General features: G+C 60.6%; 9 protein-coding genes and 2 pseudogenes. 7 read left to right on the top strand and 4 right to left on the bottom strand.

Features of this window, described 5'->3' with window-relative positions; genetic code table 11:
* From ROSMUC_RS14430 to ROSMUC_RS21410, 4 genes and pseudogenes are all read right to left on the bottom strand, one after another.
* The coding region (locus tag ROSMUC_RS14430; protein WP_037274565.1) for an IS6 family transposase at nucleotides 1-564 on the bottom strand (564 nt) is incomplete at its 3' end.
* Between the two features lie 180 nt (nucleotides 565-744).
* Complete coding sequence (locus ROSMUC_RS14435) at nucleotides 745-9,723, bottom strand: VCBS domain-containing protein (protein WP_170062577.1); 8,979 nt, start codon at nucleotides 9,721-9,723, stop codon at nucleotides 745-747.
* Between the two features lie 489 nt (nucleotides 9,724-10,212).
* Complete coding sequence (locus ROSMUC_RS14440; protein WP_245875191.1) at nucleotides 10,213-10,683, bottom strand: TetR/AcrR family transcriptional regulator; 471 nt, start codon at nucleotides 10,681-10,683, stop codon at nucleotides 10,213-10,215.
* Between the two features lie 6 nt (nucleotides 10,684-10,689).
* Nucleotides 10,690-10,866: pseudogene (locus ROSMUC_RS21410) on the bottom strand (TetR/AcrR family transcriptional regulator); the annotation flags it as partial.
* Between the two features lie 389 nt (nucleotides 10,867-11,255).
* On the opposite strand from ROSMUC_RS21410, the pseudogene ROSMUC_RS14445 reads away from it, so the two are divergent.
* From ROSMUC_RS14445 to ROSMUC_RS14475, 7 genes and pseudogenes are all read left to right on the top strand, one after another.
* Nucleotides 11,256-11,965: pseudogene (locus ROSMUC_RS14445) on the top strand (IS6 family transposase).
* 431 nt (nucleotides 11,966-12,396) lie between these two features.
* Nucleotides 12,397-14,676, top strand: coding sequence for a glycosyltransferase (locus tag ROSMUC_RS14450; RefSeq protein WP_102105973.1), 2,280 nt, complete (start codon nucleotides 12,397-12,399; stop codon nucleotides 14,674-14,676).
* Entirely contained in the window at nucleotides 14,673-15,464 is a 792-nt protein-coding gene (locus ROSMUC_RS14455) for a glycosyltransferase family 2 protein (RefSeq protein WP_052115386.1), read from the top strand. The genes ROSMUC_RS14450 and ROSMUC_RS14455 overlap by 4 nt, the downstream gene beginning before the upstream one ends.
* A gap of 139 nt (nucleotides 15,465-15,603) precedes the next feature.
* Complete coding sequence (locus ROSMUC_RS14460; RefSeq protein WP_037274570.1) at nucleotides 15,604-16,356, top strand: sulfotransferase family protein; 753 nt, start codon at nucleotides 15,604-15,606, stop codon at nucleotides 16,354-16,356.
* 160 nt (nucleotides 16,357-16,516) lie between these two features.
* Nucleotides 16,517-17,272: a class I SAM-dependent methyltransferase gene (locus tag ROSMUC_RS14465; RefSeq protein ID WP_037274572.1), complete on the top strand. Its 756-nt coding sequence runs from the start codon at nucleotides 16,517-16,519 to the stop codon at nucleotides 17,270-17,272.
* A 108-nt stretch (nucleotides 17,273-17,380) separates the two neighbouring features.
* Nucleotides 17,381-18,088, top strand: coding sequence for a hypothetical protein (locus ROSMUC_RS14470; protein ID WP_037274574.1), 708 nt, complete (start codon nucleotides 17,381-17,383; stop codon nucleotides 18,086-18,088).
* A 373-nt stretch (nucleotides 18,089-18,461) separates the two neighbouring features.
* On the top strand, nucleotides 18,462-18,618 hold a 157-nt coding region (locus ROSMUC_RS14475; RefSeq protein WP_245875190.1), incomplete at its 3' end, for a sugar phosphate nucleotidyltransferase.

Consider the following 18,618-nt stretch of genomic DNA (forward strand, 5'->3'; position numbering starts at 1 on the left):
CTTGAAGCCCATCATCGGGGCGGTGATCCGCTTGATGAAGCGATGGTCCTGCTCAAGAATACTGTTCAAGTATTTGACCTGTCGGTTCCCGACCGTGCGGCCTTCGCCGGTGCATTTCAGGATCACGTTTACCGCCTGCAGGCCGGCCAGGTTTGCGCCGCTCTTGTCGATAACGACCTGGTCGGGTACGCCGTTGATGCCGATCGCCCGTTTGAAGAAGCGCCGTGCGGCAGCCAGATCCCGACGCTCGGACAGCATAAGATCAAGCGTTTGGCCATCGCGGTCTACGGCACGGTAGAGGTAAGTCCAGCGCCCTTTCACCTTGATGTAGGTCTCATCAATTCGCGAGGATTTGGCTGTCGTGCGCTTTCTCGCCTGGGCCCGATCGGCAATGAGTGGTGCGAATTTCACCACCCATCGGGTGAGCGTGGCGTGGTCAACCGCGACGCCGCGCTCCGCAAGGATCTCTTCAAGGTCCCGGTAGGAAACGGCGTAACGAACATAGAAGAACACCGCATGCAGGATCACCGACCTCGGATAATGCACGCCATTGAAATCGATCACGTCAACCGCCTTTTACCAACTCACTGACAATGCTCACATATTCGGGGATACCAAGGAACCCAAAACCTTGCGACAATACCCCAAGTTTTGCCCACTCCTACCTGCCTTGAAATTTGCGACAGAACCTACGCCCATCCATGCAACACGCCCGCTGCACGGCGTTTGACACTGCGGGTCCCGCTAGAGGAAGGGATCCTGGAGCAGCGTGGTCAACACGACCTCCCCGTCTGCGGTGTCGTTCAAGACAAACAGGTCGCTGACCTCCGAGACAACCTGAAACGCAGCGTCCGCAATCCGGGTCGAGAACAGCGTCACGCCATCGTCGAGTTCAAGCACGATATCCTGACCTGACACCTGCCCAGTCAAGGTGACCGAGGCCGCCGAGGCGAACTCCCTGAAAATGATCACGTCATCCTCGGTGAAAGACCGGAATGCGCCCGCAAATTGCCCGGCATCCAGCAGTGAAACCGAGGCCGCGCCTGCGCCGAGGTCCATCGTCGTATTGGCGTTGACTGCCCCCGCGACCTCTACATCAGCATCCCCGATCTTGAATTCGGGCAGCAGGCCGCTATCGAAATCCTCAAACATGTCGATACCGTTGCGGAAGGTCGCGCTGCCGTCGAGTATCGAGATATCGCCGATACTTAGGACTGCGAGATCGGTCTCGAAATCGCCGCCGTCGATGGTGATCGTGCCTTGGTTGAAAAAGCTCTCGGCGTTGAAGAACGAGTCGATCACCGAAACCACAATCGAACCGCCCTCGGTAGCGGTCATCTGACCACGGTTCTGCACGTCGGAGTTGATGAACTCCAGCGTGCCGCCTACCGCCGACATCTCGCCGAGCGAAAATACCGACGCATTGGCAAGTGTCAGCGCCTCGCCGGGCCTGTCGGCCACGATCCGGCTCTCCTCAAGAATAGTGAGGTTGATCAGGCTGGTGATCCGCGCCTCGAACAGATCGCCCGAAAAATCGGGGTTCTCCAAGATAGTCCGGTCAAGGAACTGCTCAGGAAAGAGATCGCTGAACCCCAGCTCTTCTTCGAGGTAGAGCGGTACATCCTCGATCCCGACAAGACCCGCGCCCCGTATGGTATGGTCACGCAGCAGGATAGACCCCATATCGACAAGGAAAGTTGTATCGAAGAACGATCCTTCGTCTACTTCGCCCTCCGGCAATTCTTCGGTGATGTTGGCCCCGACCCGTAGCGCCGCCCGCGCACCCAACAGCGGGTCCGACTGCATCTCGATGGTGCCGCCGCCGCCGATCTGCATGAGCTGGAAGTCAAAGAAGAAGCTGCCCGCGCTAACCGTCGCGCTGTCGGCAATCCGCATGACACCACTGTTGTTGAAGTTGCCGGTGATGTTGATATCGGCCACCACGTCGATATTGGCCTCGGCCTCGACCTGTCCGAGGAAACCCTCAAAACCCGCAAAGCCGCCGTCAAGACCGTTATCGGGATTGCCGACTCGGATCAGCCCGGCCTGCCCCCCTTGGTCCGACGTGCGGATCGTGCCGCCACGCACCAGCGTATCGGACAAGTCAATCAGGCCACCATCGGCATGCAGCACACCGTCGAAATTGTCGAGCGTGCCGGACGTGCGGAACGCGAACGGAGAGCCCAGGAACTGCCGCGAGTCGATCGCCACCTCGCCGCCTGCCTCCGCGATCACAAGCCCGTCGTTCTCAAACATGCTGACCGCGACGACGAGGCGATCCCCCGCGCCAGCACGCAGCACCCCGTCGGCCCCGTTCACGAACCCGAAATCCGGGCCGATCGTGCCGGTGCCAGTGATGGTGTTGTCGACATTGGTAAAGGTCTGGCTGTTGGGATCGGATATGCCGGTGATGTTCCCGGCGAAGCCCGTCTGGTCGGCATCGAACGCGACAGTGCCGCCGCCGGTGAGAAAGACAGAACCGCCTTCGAGGTCGATGGATCCATTGCCGCTCGAGCCAGAACCGAACATTCCCTCGCCGATCCGGAGGGTGCCGGTATTGACCAGATTGGTGCCTGTGAATTCCAGGCGACCATCGCCCAAGACCTCGAAGAGCGCCCCGTTGCTGAACCCCCGGGCGATCTCGACCCGTCCGTCGCGCAGGCTGAAGACGCCGTCATTGTCCAGATTTTGCGCTTCGAACACCGTGCCGAACCCGGTGGCGTCGATGTCCAGCCGCCCAAAGCCCTGATTCAGCAGGCTGTCTATCGGGGCGACGGCGGAGGTGATCGCTGCGGTCGCGCCCGACGCGGTATCGACAAGCACGCGATCCGCGAACCCCGGCAGGGCGTCCGCGCTCCAGTTGGTGCTGTCGCTCCAGTCGCCGTCCCCGGTCGCGGTCCAGATATTGGTGAACGGCTCGACGACCGCCGAGCGCGCGATCACGGTCTCCGGCGAGAGGTTACCATTACGGTCGCTTACGCCCGACGGATCGAATTCGATCACGTAATCGCCCGTCGGCAATCCGTCGATGACGAAGATCGCGGTGGTCGTCCCATCTGTCCGCGATTGCAGAGTCACGCTTTGCGCCGGAATGGCCGTGCCGCCCAATGCGGGGCTCACGCTCAACAAGCCCGGGCTGACGGTTTCGGCCAGGACGAGGCTGTCGAACACCACCTCGATGGTGGTGGCGCGGTCGGGAACGAAGGTTTGCCCCTCGCTCACACCGAAAGTCACGATCTGCGGCCCGACCGTATCCGCGACCACCTCGACCGTGAGGATCATGGACCGGCCAGACAGCCCGCCCGCATCGGTTGCCAGGAGTTCGATGGTCATCTCCCGCGCGGTCTCGCCCTTGGCGAGGGTGGGGGCCAGCACCAGCGGGGAAAATGGCGGGCTCAATAGCGTCGATTGTATCTCGCCATCCACGATGACATCGATACGATTGATCTGCCCGTCATCCGTAAGGGTCAAGTCGACCGGGATCACACTGCCTTCGGCGACCTGCACGCTGGCGGTATCAGGGTCGATATCGACCCTGTCGGCCAGCGATATGGTCACAACGGGCGCGGTATTGCCCGGCCCCTCGCTGACCAGATTTACGATTTGCAAACCGCCCGCGCCGTCTGCCACATAGGCTAGCCCGCCCGACATCACGACGCCTAACGCGTTACCCGGCGTGTCGAACACGGTGAGCGGGTCAAAGGTGTTACCGGGATCACCCGCATCAAATAGCTGAATCCCGAAAGACCCCGCAGCGGTAACGACCAGACCGGCACCGTTGGTTACAGTCTCAAAGTTCGCGGCCTGCACGTCGCCCGTGTCGATGTCTGAGATCAGGCTCAGATCCTCTGCATCGGCAACCGAGACCGTTAGATAACCGCCGCGCTCCAGTGGTCGAAAATCCGAGATATCAGTGACTTCGAGACCGTTGGAGACGTAGGCTGTGCCGCCATCGACAAAGAGCTTGAACGGCTCCGGCTCGATCTTGCGTTCGACGGGAACCGGCAGATCGAGCCGGTCGAGTTCGATCAGAGAACCGGCATCGAGACGATAGGCGACCAACGTAGCGGACACCTCGAACCGGTCGGCAGCGATATCGTTGCGCGCGCCGCGTTCGATCACATAAACAATATCGCCGACCACCTCGATATCGTCGATATTTACATCGCGGAAAGGTGCGTCGATCGCGACATTGCTGAGGATCGCACCCGTGCCGGGGTCGATCACGGCCAGCGATGTCGCACCGCCGACGATGGCCAGACCACCGAGCGCGGTAACGGTGCTCACCGGGCCGAGACCGTCAATCGTGCGCAGCAGCAGCGGTGCGGATGGTGTTCCGACATCGACGACATGCAAGCCCGCCGCGCCTCCTGCGATCAGCGCCAGACCGGCGGCGGCATCGACATCGAGAGAGACCGCCTCGCCCGGCAATGCGATCTGGCGCACAAGGCTGGGCGCGGTCGCCTGACCGACATCAACGATGGCAAGCCCGCCTGTGCCTGCGGCGACCAGCGCGAAGTTCTGGCCGGGTGCGCCCGCCGTGGGTATGACGGCCACGTCACGGGCCGCGCCTTCAAGCGCGACCGAGCCGATGATCCCGGTCGGCAGAGTGCCCGGGTCGTTGGCGGAAACGGCGCCGGTGCGGATCTCGACACCGTCGAGCGTGCCGTCGCCATCGCTGTCGGCGCTGTCGGGGTCGGTGCCGATCACCTCCTCGCCGAGATCCGGTATGCCGTCGCCGTCACGGTCCTCGGTCAGCACGATAGACAGCACCGATCGCCCGGTCGTGTTGTCCTCACCAAAGGTGATCGTGCGCTCGCTGAACAGGTTGGTCGCCGGATCGAAGAAACGGATGACCGCATCCGTGCCGACTGGCCCGTTGATACTGAACTCCTCGCCCGGGGCCAGACGTGCGCGCAAGACGGTGCCATCGTCAAGAATGGCTTGCGCAAAAAGCGGGTTGAAACTGTCGACAAAGGGGGTCAGCGCAAGGTCGATCTGGTCGGTAACGCGTTTGGACTGGTCTGCCAGCGCGGCGCTCAGCGACGTGATCGAGGCGGCACCCGCCAGCCCTAGATCATCAAGGAACGCCGTGATATCGGCCAGTAGCGCCTTGGCGTTGGCCTCAAGGTCCAATAGGCCCTGTTGCGATCCGTCGAGCGACCCGAGTTGCTCTACCAGCGCGGCATAGTCGTCTATGATGGCGATTTGTCGGTCGTAGAACTCGACTGCCGCCGCCAGTTGGTCGAACAGATCGAGCACCGTCCCGTTGGTCTCGTTGAAGGTCCGGGTGATCGCTGCATCGACCTCGGTGGTAAGGGTTGCATAATCCGCATTGAAGGTCGCGAAGGCCGCGCCTATCTGCGCCGCATAGGCATTCTGGGCCTCTTGAAACGCCGCAATCGAGGCCTCAACGCCCAGCATCTCCGTGTCGACCATCGAGACCGACATGCGAAACGCGTCGGCCGCGTCGGCAATCGCACGGTCGAAGGCCGGTACAATCCCGGCAATCGCGTCCAGCGCATCGGTCACCGCCTGACGCGCCGGGCTGTCGGGATCGAGGCCCGCCGAAATGCGCTGACCGTCGCGGATCAGGAACGATTGCAGCATCTGCACACCGTTGAGATTGGCCAGACGCCCCTGCTCGATGATCTGCTCCTGCGCCGCGAGGATGGTGTCCTCGACCAGCGGCAGCAGGACATTGTCTTCGGACAGGGACACCACGCTGAGGCTTGAAAAACCAAGCGGCGCCGCGAGATCTCCGCTGAAAGAGCGCAAGTTCTGCGGTTCCGGGCTGGGCGCGTCGGGAAAAGCGTCGGGGTTCAGCGCTCGGTTTATGTCATTGGCCGACGGGCCGACGGGGCCATTCGCGGCGATATCGCGCGCCCGGTCGCCAAAAACCTCGGAGGGGCTGTCGGCCGTGGCGGCATAGACGACGTCGCCGAGAAATCCCGTGAAGTTGTCGCGCGCATCGGTCAAGTTCTGTATCGCGTCTCTGCCGTTCTGTAAGGCGCCCTTCACGTTGAAGAGAGTGTCGACACCAGGTGTCAGGCTTGCCGCGGTACTGACCCCGGCATCCGCGATCGTGAGGGGTGTGATCTCCGAATCGGGGTCCAGCCCGGTCGCTGTCAGACCAAGTGTCGTCTGTAATCCGGCAACGGCTGCATCGACCGGGTTCGGGGCGGCTTCGGTCGGGGCGATTGCATCTCCAACCGCAACCACAGCGAGGCCAGCCTGAATCTGGCTGGCGGTAAAGTTACGAATCCCGTTCACCACTTCTTCGCCAGCCTCGGTCAACCCGTTGAGGCGGTTGTCCGGCAGGCCGATATTGCTGGGCGTGATGTTGGGCGGCACAGGCGGCGTGCCGCCCCCCCCCGGCGGTGGGCCGGACGTGGGCCCTTCGGTATGTTGCGATATCGCGGTCGGGCCAAGGAACTTCCAGCCCAGCGTGTTCACCCCGCCTTCGCCTTCGGTGGTCAGAACGCTGCCATCGGCGGACACCACCGCCGTGCCGGTCTGGACCCATTCGCCCGCGTCGTGATCGAAGCTGAGGATGGGTCGCCTTGCGCCGGGCGGCAGATCATCGAGATTGGGGAATGTCACCTGGGCGTTGCTGTCGAAATTCTCCGCCCCGCCCGCAACCAGCGTGAAGACGAAATCCGGATCGTAGCCCTGCGGCAGCGGGGCCGGGATCCGGTCTGGCTGAAAGGCCAGGATCGTGACCTCGGTCGCCGGTGTCCCGTCATCGAAGAACAGCGAGTTCTCGGGTATCGTGACGGTCAGGTTTTCCCATTGCGCCGGGTCGACCTCCGGGAAGAGACCGGCGAGGTTAGCCAGTCCGTCCGCCCCGAGCCTAACTGTCGTTTCGCCCGCAGTATTGATCGGGACGGCATCGCTTGTCGACAGCGAGGCGAGGTAGATGTTGAAGGGGGTCCCGTCGGCCAGCGCCATCTGTGTGGTCTGACCGGCGATGGTGTGCACCGGTTTGGTAACTGCGCCGTAGCGAAAGCCCGACTCCGCCTCGACAGCCGTGGCATCGAATTCTAGAAACGCATCCGGCACCGGCAAATCCTCGAGGAAAAAGCGACCAGTTTCGTCGGTGACTGCAAAGACCCCGGGCAAGCCGACAACCGAAACGACAACGCCTTCGAGCGGAATATCCTCGCCGTCCGGTCCACGGCGATTGCTGTCGAAGATGAAACCCTCGATATTGGTGTCCGGCACTGGCGTGACCGAGACGGTTTCGAAATCGGTGATGCGGGTGCCTCCGGCAATGCCATCGCCATCGGCATCCACAGGCTGCCCCGCCGTGTCCAGAATCTGCGTACCGTCGATCAGAATGCGTACCGTGCTCGAAGCAGGCAGCAGGGTGCCTTCCGCGAGGAAAAAGCTTGCCTTAAGACCGTCTGACGACAGCCGCAGCGCGCCCTCGATCTGTGCGCCGTCAGGGGCCAAGATCTGAAAGCTTTCACTGGTGATCGTGCGGGGATCGACAGGCCGGTCGAACTGGATACTGATCTTGCGGTCGAGATTGACAAGATCGGTATCGTCCGAAGGAGCAATCGACACGATCCGCGTTGGTGCAGATACCGCGAAGTCGACCGGCGTTTCGGTGGTCGTCCGGTTCCCGGCATTGTCCGCGACCCCGTCCCCCGTGATCGACAACTGATATGCCCCGTTGTCGAGCGTCTGCGCAAGGTTGACCTGAAGACCGTTCGCACCGTTGGCCACGACCGAGCCGACCATGATCCGCGCGCCGGCGTCATCGGTCAGGACGATATCGGAGACATCGAGGCTGAGCGGATCAATGGCCTCGTCGAAGCTGAGAAAAAGCCGGTCCGGCGCGCGATCCGCGAAGTCGGCCCCCTGTGGTGCCGAGACGACCGAGGCCGCCGTTCTGTCCAGAACGACGGTGACGAAATCCGATTGCACAATGGAGCCGTCCGAGGTGAACAGGGTGACATTGGCCTGGTGAAATCCGTCATCCAGCGTGGCCCCGGCATCGGCAAAGGCGGCCTCGATCGCGGCCTCACCGACGTTGAAGCTGCCAGAAGGCGCGACGAGCGGCAGGATATCGACCATGACGAGCCCGGTATCCGTGCTGATCTCGAGACGCGCCCGCGTCACCTGCCCCAGCCCCGAGAGCGTGCCGTCAAAGGCAAAGGTCGAGGTGATCCCGTCATCCGTCGCGCGACCGGTATCGTCGGTCAGCCGCAAGCTAGCCGACACCGGGTCGACAGGCGTTTCATCCCGCCCGAGGATTTCCGCCGTGACTCGCGCGGTTTGCCCGTCGACCGTTGATATCGTGGCGCTGTCGGTCAGGCTCTCGCCCGCCCCAAGGGCCTGGACCGGTGGCAGATCGTTGTCGAGATCATAGGTCACGGTGCCGTCACTCGTGACAGTGAAGCTGCCGAATGCACCGGCGATTGTCCCGCCGATCAGCGCGGCCTCGCCCTGATCGGGATCGGTGACCGTGACCGTGGCGCTATCGCTCAGCAGGCCGTCCTCCTGCACGGAAAGGGGGCGCAAACCGCTGATCGTCGCCGCGTCGTTGGCGCCGGTGATGGTGATCGTGACGGTCTCAACCGCCGTGCCATCGCGCGAAACCACGTCGAAACGCTCGCTCCGTGTGGCCCCGGCCCCGAGCGCCTGCACCTCGGCGTTGGTCGTGTCGAGCGCGTAGGTCCACGCGCCATCCGCCGTGATGTCGAAGGTGCCAAAGGTGCCCGCCGTGCCCTCCTGCGCCACGAAACCGCTCTCGCCGCTGTCTACATCCGCCACCGTCAGGCCGCCCGAAGCGCGCAGCGTGCCGTCCTCCTCCACCGCGCCCGAACGCTCCCCGCTGATCGTCGCCGCGTCGTTGGTGCCGGTGATGGTGATCGTGACGGTTTGCGCGACGGTCCCGCCATTGCCGTCGGAAACCAGATAGGAGTAGTCCACGACCTCCGTCTGACCGGCGGCCAGTCGCTGATAGGTAGAGGGATCGACCAGAAGGCTATTGCCGTCCGACGAGAGGCTGATGCCGGTATCATCGCCGCTGAGCAGCACGAGGTCCTCGACGTTCAAGGGATCCTGATCCGCATCCTCGGCCCCCTCCAGAAGGGACAGGATCACGGCCGCACTGTCCTCGGCGATCGACGCGGTAAGCGCCTCGCCGACGGTCGGCGGCGTATTGCCATCGCCTGTCGGGTCCACAAGGACGCCATCGACCAAGACCTCGATCTTCTCGAACCGCCTGACTGTCAGGCCGAGCGTGTCGAATGTGAAGCCGCGCCCGTTGGTATCGCCGTTCGTCCGCGTGTTGGCGGCGACAAATTCAAGAAACGCCTGCACCTCCTCGCGAACATCCGCGGTCCAGTCCTGCGAGGTCAATTCCAGGCGGAGCGTGTCCTGCCCTCTGCCGCCATCGAACCGGTCGTGATAGCCGATGTTGTCGCGGGACACGAAGACGACGGTATCATCGCCATGCCCCGACTTGACGGTATCCGACCCCGCGCCGTCGAATATCAGATCGTCGCCCCGGCCTGCCGCAACGAAATCATTGCCCGCCCCTGCATGGATCGTATCGTCGCCGTGTCCGGCGAAAATCTTGTCCCGTCCGCCACGAGTGCTGATCTCGTCATCGCCGCCGAAACCGAAGACGATATCGGATCGACTGCTACCCGTGATGCGGTCGTCGGTCCTAGTGCCGAAATGAAAGCGCTTTCCCCAAAACCAGCCCATCTTAAAATCCCCCAGATCTAAAGAGCCATGCAATTCCATCGGAATTGGACATTCTGGCCGCAGTGGCGCGCAGGGGTCGAAATCGCCCGCAACTCACGCCTTGCGTCTGTCATCTGCCACGCGGCTCAGCTTGGCCCCTACAGGCCCGTCCCGCGTCACGGTTGGACAATCCCCCGAACCGCGTCCACCTTCCCCCACATCAAACCGTCTTTCGTCTGCGGGCCGGGCCGAAGCGCGCCCGTCTGAGGGGCTGTCCGGCGGCCAAAGCACCGCTAGGGACAAGGATATCTAAGCTATGAAGCTTATAACAAGCGGTTTTCAGGCGCTTTTTCCCTTTGAAAAGCCAACTGAAAGCTTCTCGAGTTGCATGGCGCGGGTTCCGCCTCGTGAGAAAAATCAACACATTGCCCAGTCCCGCGCGGGCGGCGCAATCAAGCGACCGATGCGCTCCGACCACCAAAAACATGCCCTACTTTTTCGTTATGAAAATCAACCGTCCCGGTCCCAGGGGCGCTGCATCGCGGCTGCGGGCCGCGAATCGCTGACATAAGAGGTGATCAGACGGTCCATCGCGGTCCGGGCAAGACGGCTGTGCTCGCGCGAATAGCCGAGGCTCGCCACGAAACTCCAATGCGCGTGCATGAGAGAAACGAAGAGAAACGACAACTCCTCACAGGCCTGCGCATCGAGATGCGGGTGAACGATTCCCAACTCATGGCTGACGACCTGACCGAGGGTCTTGTACTGATCGCACATCCGGTTGCGCACCCGTTTCGATCCGACCGCGTAGGCGAACATCGCATCATAGGCTTTGAGATTGTCCGGCATGCGATGGTCCGAGGCCAGATCGAAGAAGAAGTCGAGAAAGAAGTCGAGGCGTTCAACGTCGCCGACTTCGACGATTCCGGCAACAAGGGCGTCGCGATAGGTGCCAGCCAGATGGTCGCATAGATCGCTCACTAGGCCCTCCAGATCAGGATAGTAATACCTGACAAGCTGCCGTGAGAAACCAGATTGCGCGGCCAGCCCCTCAAAGGAAAGCGCCTGAAGGCCTTGTTCCTTCAAAAGGTCCGCTGCGGCCCACAGAATTTGTGTCTTCTTGGTCGGACGCAAGCCAAGTGAGCTCAAAACATTACCCCCCATCCCCGGAAAATATCTGCCGCATCAACGATACGTCTATGAAATGTTGAAATAATCACGAAAAAGGTTACAGCACTTGTGACGTGTTCATGAATGCCAATCATCTTGGCTTTTATCAGAATTTCCGTGGCCGAAAAACTTGTCAAGCACGGCCAGCATTGCATCTCTCGTCAACCCACAAGCTGCCTGCTTTGGTCCCGCCGAAGAACGAATGACCCGAAACCGACGATCAAGAGTCTTGATAGCGGGCAGGCCGGAATGCCCGCCTCGGGCTGGAAAGGTTCGCGGGCGTACCCAACTTTTAGCCGGCAACGCTCTGCATCTGCCGAGAGAGGCGCTGATACGGCATTGCCAAGTTGTCGTGTCGTGAAACTCCTGCTACTGGATTTGGGGTGAAAATGCCATCATCCATGCCGCGCCTGAAGGGCTTTCGCTTTCCCCGGGAGATCATTGCCTAGGCCGTCTGGGCCTGGCACCGCTTCGCCCTTAGCACGGCTGACGTCGAGGACCTTCTGGCAGAGCGCGGCGTGTTTGTCAGCCGCGAGAGCATCCGGCTTTGGGTCAACCGCTTTGGTGCGCATTTTGCCAGCTGCATCCGGCGAGACCGACCGAGTCGGCGGACAAGTGGCATCTCGACGAGGTTGTCATTCCGATCCGGGGCAAGAAGCACTGGCTCTGGCGGGCTGTGGATGCCAATGGCGACACCCTCGACATTCTTGTGCAAACCCGCAGAAATGCCCGGGCGGCACGGCGCTTCCTGGCAAGGCTCATCGCGCAGTTCGGCCAGCCCCGCGTAGTGGTCACCGACAAACTGCGCAGCTACTTTGCGCCGATCCGCAAGCTCGCGCCCGGCGCGGACCATCGGACACACAAGGGCTTGAACAACCGGATCGAGGGCTCACACCGACCAACGCGAAGGCGAGAGAAGATCATGGGGCGCTTTAAGTCCCAACGACAGGCACAGAGATTCCTCGCCGCCCATGACCAGATTAACACCCTCTTCTGCCCACGCCGCTATCGTCTCACCGTCTTTTCAAACCGCCACGCACGGGCCGACGCCTTCAGCCTGTGGGACGAATATGCGCTAGAGATGGCCGCATGAGCGGTCACGCCCCGCACCCTTGCGCCCACGATCACGCAACTTGGCAATGCCGCACCAACAACTCGGAAATGACATTTTGCCAAATCCAGCCAAAACCTTTAACTTCTGCATGGATGTTTCCGCCTCGCTCAGATGCGGCCGACGTCATCTTGGCTCGTCGCGATGCCCTCATAGGGGGAATGCACCCTGTCGGATCTGGACCGCAATCGACGGAACCGAATCCTATTTCCAGGTATGTGAATGCAAGGATTTGCTGAATTTATAGCGGTTTTTTGGAATATTGGCGCAGAGTTTCCTCAATTTAAGCGGTTCTTGTGTTTATCGGCAGGATCATGTTGCACCTGCAGAAAAAATCCAATTTCACTGTGGGCGAAATGTTAACGTCGTAATTTGATTCTAAGTTTAGTTTGATCGTAAGGACGGAAGGTAAAATGGCGTTGTCAGACCGTAAAATGCCATTCTGGGATGCCGTGACCGCGGCTCAGGAGCACGCTCTGTCAGGGGACAAGGATCGCGCGATCAACGCCCTGCTGGCGGCGCGGCGCGAGGCGGCCGAGAGCGGTGGGGATCTGTCCGAAGAGCGCACGGCATTGCTACGGGCGCTTATCAGGACCATCGCACCGGGCCACGAAGACCTGCTGGAGGACGCGCCCAACATGGCCCCGGCGGTGCAACGCATTGCGGTCAGCGGCATCGGTCGTTCGGGGACGACTCTGATTTATCAGCAAATTGCCAAGCTCTTGCTGCTGGCTGATCGCCGGGTGAATTTCCGCTATGAGCCCTATCTGTGGAACATCCGCAGCCCCGAGGCCAAGGGCAATCCCTTTGATATGTCGCAACTGCACCATTTCGGATTGATGGTGCATACCGGCGTGCCGCTGTTTCTTGAGGGCGGGCATCCGTTGCATGATCCGTTTGTCGATCACCTGTTCGACGCCCCTTGGGACCGCGACCCGCAGCAAGCACCGGACGCGCATCTGACCAAGGTGATCCGCGGCTCGGGGCGTCTGCGCAGCTATCTTGCGCGCTTTCCCGATCTGCGGATCGTCGCCTGCCTGCGCAACCCGGTCGACACGATCAATTCCAGCCTCGGCATGTTTTCGTTCTTCGGCGAGGAATTTCACCCCGATGACCGGCCCCGGTTCCGCGATGAGCTGGCTGCGCGCGGCGCGGATGTCACCCGCCTCGGCCAGCCGGATCTGAGCGTCGAGTGGTATGCGCAGTGGTGGCAGGCCTTTACCGAAGAGACCCTCGCGGTGGCGCAGGACTATCCCGAAAATGTCTTTCCCTTCTGTTACGAAGCCTTTCAGGAGAAGCCCGAAGCCATGCTCGAGGCGCTGATGGATTTCGTTGGCCTGCGCAATCTGGGCATGTTCATGGGGCTGAGCAAACCCGCAGGCCCGACCATCAAGGCCACCAGCCTGACCCAACACGACATCCGCGTTCTCGGCCCGCAGATCGACTATTATACCGATCAGGTGCTGGTGCCGCGCCTTGGCGCGCAAGCCGCGCTCGCGCGCACCGACAAGACCGTCTCGCGCTATTTGGGCGGGCGGTTCTCCTTTCCGATTGCGGGCAGCGACCTGGGGCGCAAATGCCCGATCCAGTTGCGCGGCATGATGCTCAACGGGGCCGGCAGCCCGTTCCTGTCGCTGGCGAAGCGCCCCGCCAATCCGGTCGATCTCGCGGAGATGATCGCGCAGCATCACAAGGGCGATCCGGCGGAAATGCGCAAACCCGCCGAGAGCGTGGCCAGGATCAAGGGGGGCAAGCGGTTCGGTGCCGTGATCACCTGCCACAACAACCAGAACACCGTCGCCGACGCGGTGCTGTCCTGCCTGAATCAGACCCTGCCTTTTGACGAGATCGTCGTGGTCGACGACAAGTCAACCGACAATTCGAGGCAGATTCTGGCCGAGCTGGAAACGCGCTATAGCAATCTGCGCGTGCTTGCCCTGCCGTCCAATCTCGGGCCTTCGGGGGCACGCGATCTCGGAATCCGGGCGCTGACGACGGAGTTCTTCACCCAACTCGATGGCGACGATCTCTATTGGCCGAGCAAGAACGCGCAGGAGGCTACCGCCCTCGCCGGTGACGAAAGCGCGGTCGCTTTCAGCGATATTCTGGTGGTGCGCCCGGGCCAAAGCCACGTTCAAAGCGTCGCCGCCTATGATGGCCGGACCGGCGCCGAGGCGTGGACGGCCCTGATGGCGCGCACACCACAGATCCCGCGCGACATGACCCTCTCGCGCAAGCTCTATTTCGAGGCGGGAGGCTATGACATGACCCGCCATCTCTACGAAGATTGGGAATTCAAGCTGCGGCTCGCTGCGCGCAGCCGGGCGTGGATCCGCGCGCAAGGCACGGCTGGCACCGTCTATAACCGGCTGAGCCCGGGATTGTCGGGCGTCGAGGACGGGCTTCACGCCCGGGCGCTGTCGCAAATCTTCCTGTCCGGTCTTGGGCAGGCATACCTACCGAAAGAAGCGATCCTGCAATCGTATGATGCGATGATTGGCCGGTTCGCGGATCGCAATGTTGCTGTCCGAAGCCGCCAAGCACTGGAAACCTTTATCGCGCGGGGGCTGGATTTGGTGCGTCTTGCCGAGCACGTGTCGCGCAGGGATACCTGCGCCATGGATAATATGGACTACGCCGCTTCCCTGGATAAGTTTGTTGCAGAAAACCTGCGAGAGGAAGTCTCCGCATGATACGCTTTTCGGTCATCACCATTGTTCGAAACGATGCGCCCGGCGTGATCCGCACCCTGCAAAGCGTCTTTGCCCAGACATATGGTAATTTCGAGATCATCGTGCAGGACGGGGCCTCGACCGACCACACCTCTGATGTGTTGCGAGGGTTCGGCAGTTTGATCGACAGCCTGACGATCGAGCCCGATGGCGGCATCTATGATGCGATGAACCGGGCGCTGCGGCGGGCCACCGGGGAGTATTGCATCTTCATGAACGCGGCGGATTTCTTTGTAGATAGCGGCGTTCTGGGGCGTGTCGCCGAGAGGATCGACCCCCAAGCGGACGACATCTGGTCAGGTAAGGCGCTCAGCGACGAGACGGGGAAAGTGCACAATTATAGGCCTCCTGATCAGTTCTGGGCAGGGTCCACGTTCGACCACCAGGCCGCTTTCATTCGCACAAACCTGATGCAGGCACTGGAATATGACACCCGGTACAAGATTTCGGGCGACCTGCATTTCTTCACCCGCGCCCGCCAGCAAGGCGCGCGGTTCACCTATGACGACATGGTCATTGCCCGCAAACCCTTTGCGGTTGGGGCCTCTTCGGATTTCACCGACCGCCTCAAGGATCGGCTCGAGATGCTGGAGGAGGCCTGGGGCGATCAGTATCCGGTTCGAGATTTGATCACGCGGGAAATGCGTTTCAACACTGGGCTCAGTTTTGATCTCGATCGCAGCCTGATCGAGAACATGCCGCTGGAGGATCTCTTGGCCGAGCGCGAACGCTGGACAGGGCGGCTCTAGCCGGGCGTCAGCGGCGAGGCGGACCCCGATCAACCATTATGCAACAGGCAGGGTGTGGTACCCGCTTTTGGATTGCAGACCGGCCCGATCTGTATCTAGAATCGATATATATTTGGCTCGGGGAACTATCGGGAAGATCATGGTAAAAGAATTACTTTTCGTATCAGGCACGCCGCGTTCCGGCACCAGTGCCCTCGTACGAATGTTGAACCTCAATCCCGCCGTGATGATCGGTATGGAGCGTTACTTCAGTCGTTACAAGAAGGGTGGGCTGGACAGCAGTTTTTTTGATGCGGACAGATTTCTTGACGTGCAGGAGAACGACACCCACGCGAAAGGTGGTTTCGGCATACAGGACGCCAAGAAGCTGCGCGAGCGATATGAGAGGGCGCAGATCATCGGCGATAAATACCCGCTGCTCTACCTGCAATTCGACGAGATCCTGACGGCCTTTCCCGAGGCGAGACATGTTTTCATTATCCGTAATCCGCTGTCCGTCGCGGAGAGCTACCAAGAGCGCAGTGAAAACCCCGCTGACAGTTTCAACAAGGACTATCGCACCGCGATCGAGGAGTGGAACAAAGGGCTGGACGCGATGCTGGCCTTGCCCGAGGCCGTGCGCGCAAAGTTCTGTGTCGTGGAATATGAAAGCATCTTCAAATCCGCTACCGAGATCAACAGGCTGTTCACCTTTCTCGGCCTGTCTACACCCGAGGCAAAGGCCCTTGCCGGTCTTAAGGAGCGGGCGAACGATCTGGAGCAGACCCTCGTGCCACGCCGCGACGATCTGCGTGCCTATGTCACCCGCAACGCCAAATGGGGGCTGTACAAGCGATTCCTGCGGGAACTCAGCAGCCCAGTACAACACCAGTACGACCAAGTCCAAAGATAAGCACCATAGACGAAACCCAGCGGCAAGCAGGACTCAGATTTTTTCAGGACCAGAACCCGCTCATGCACTTTCTGTTCGAAACCGCAGACCTCCGGATCGGAAATATAGTCTGTTCTGTGCGGTGTAGATGGAATGGCAACAATTCCATGGAGTGGAACACATGAAAGATTATGACTCCATCGCGAAAAATCTCCTTGAGCACTGCCCCGACCCGGCAAAGGCGTATGTTCTTGAGATTGGTTCGGATGCGCACGGTGGAATGCTGCAGTCTTTGGCACCCTTGGTTCGCAAAGTGGTCGGGATCAACATCATCGGCAACCCGTCGATCGACGCGCCGAACGCGTCCTTTTGCCTGGGTGATATACGGCACACTGATTTTGCCGATAACAGCTTTGATCTGGCTGTGTCTTATGCAGTTTTTGAACATGTTCGTGGAATAGAAGAAGCGTTGGAGGAAATTCATCGCGTTCTTAAACCGGGTGGGGCGTTTATTACGACATTTGGGCCAGTCTGGTCTTGCATGTGGGGGCACCATCTGTGGGTGAGAAAACCCGAGCGCCATGTCTATAACCAACCACCGCATCTTCCGCCCTATTGCCATCTTCTGATGGAGCCTGAAGATCTGCGCGCAGAACTTGAAGGCAAGCATGCAGCCGAGGTTGCGGACGAAATCGTCAAGTTCGTCTATCAATCGGACGAACAAAATCAGGTTCATCACGATGCCTATGTGAAAATGGTCAAAGCCTCAAAGCTTGAGATTGTAGCGCTTCGCTCACATCGCAACACGAAGCTGGAAGAGGCGTATCTGGCAGGGCGCGACCCGCTAGAAAGCTACCTGGAGCGGCTTGAAAAGAAGCTCGGGCCGGGTGATTATCTTTCGGCATCTCTAAGCCTGAGGCTCAGAAAACCCGGGTGATTGGGAGACTGTGCTTGAGACGCGAGTCACATCGCCAGGCACCAATGTGCAAACACAAGGCCCCCTCGGCACTATGCCATTGTCGTCGCGGCCATTCGGAACGAGATTATGCACACCCTGCTTGAAACCGCGGACCTCAGGATCACGTCACGCGCGCCTGCGCCCGTCCTCTCTGGAGGGGGTACGCTGGTATCTTTCACGGGGATCGGCCATGGCATGGGCGGGGTAGATGTGCAAAAAGCCGAATTCTTCGGCGCGGGGCGACGGTTCGACAACCTCATCTTCGTCACCGACAAGACCCGCTCCTGGGGTAATCGGATCGATTTCGAAGAGGTGGCGCGCGTCCTCGCCCCCTTTGCCGTGACTGGATCGACCTGCGCCATTGGCAACAGCATGGGCGGATTTCTGGCCATCGTAATGTCGGCCTTCATGCCCATCGACGTGGTTGTCGCCTTCGTGCCCCAATTCAGCGTCGACCTGCAGATCGTTCCATGGGAGCACCGCTGGTCCGAGTATCGCGACAGGATCGACAGCTATCGCATTCGGGACGCCGGCGCGTATTTCGTCCCGGAGAGCCGGTATGTCCTGTTTTCCGGAGGGCGCGGGCTCGATCGGAAACACGCAAGTTTGTTCCCGGTTCGGGATAATATAAACCATTACGTGTTTTCCGGGGCGGGACATGCGGTGGCCGCCGATCTCAAGGAACAAGGTCTTCTGGACCGGATCGTCGGCGAAGCCTTGTCGGGAGACATCGATCTCGCCGCTCTGAAAGCGGACTGTGCCATGACGGTAGCGCGGATCAGCCCCCCCGGCTGAGGCGCGAGTCACTGGCCGTGACTTGATCAGGCTGGAGCGACCTTAGAGTTACAAGGATCAGCAACCGATCTGGGAGGTCCAATTTCCAAAAGGTGAGCGGGTCGTATGCAGGAACCGCACGACCAAAAAGGCAACCGTCAAGCGCTCTCACACTGACGGCACGAACAGCTTGAGCCTGTGAACTTGCCTCCGAAATTACCAAGCAGAGCGTCTTTTAATCTGGGGGCACCTTACTGGCCGCTACGGGCCGGGACTGAACACCTAAGGCAAAGATGCCCCCTTAGTTCAGGATTACATACCAGTTTTGCCTTGATAACATGTGTCGGATTGGGGATACCTCGTTTGATTTACTGCGGGGTTGAAGAGATATCCTATGATTACTCCGGTTCTTCTTTGTGGCGGGTCTGGCACTCGGCTTTGGCCTCTGTCGCGCAAGTCCTATCCGAAACAATTCGTGGCACTTCTGGGGGATGTGACGCTGTTCCAGGCCTCGGCGCAGCGGTTGTCGGGGCCGCAGTTCACCGCCCCCA

It is taken from the genome of Roseovarius mucosus DSM 17069, from assembly GCF_000768555.3.
In the GTDB taxonomy this organism is placed as follows: Bacteria; Pseudomonadota; Alphaproteobacteria; order Rhodobacterales; family Rhodobacteraceae; genus Roseovarius; species Roseovarius mucosus.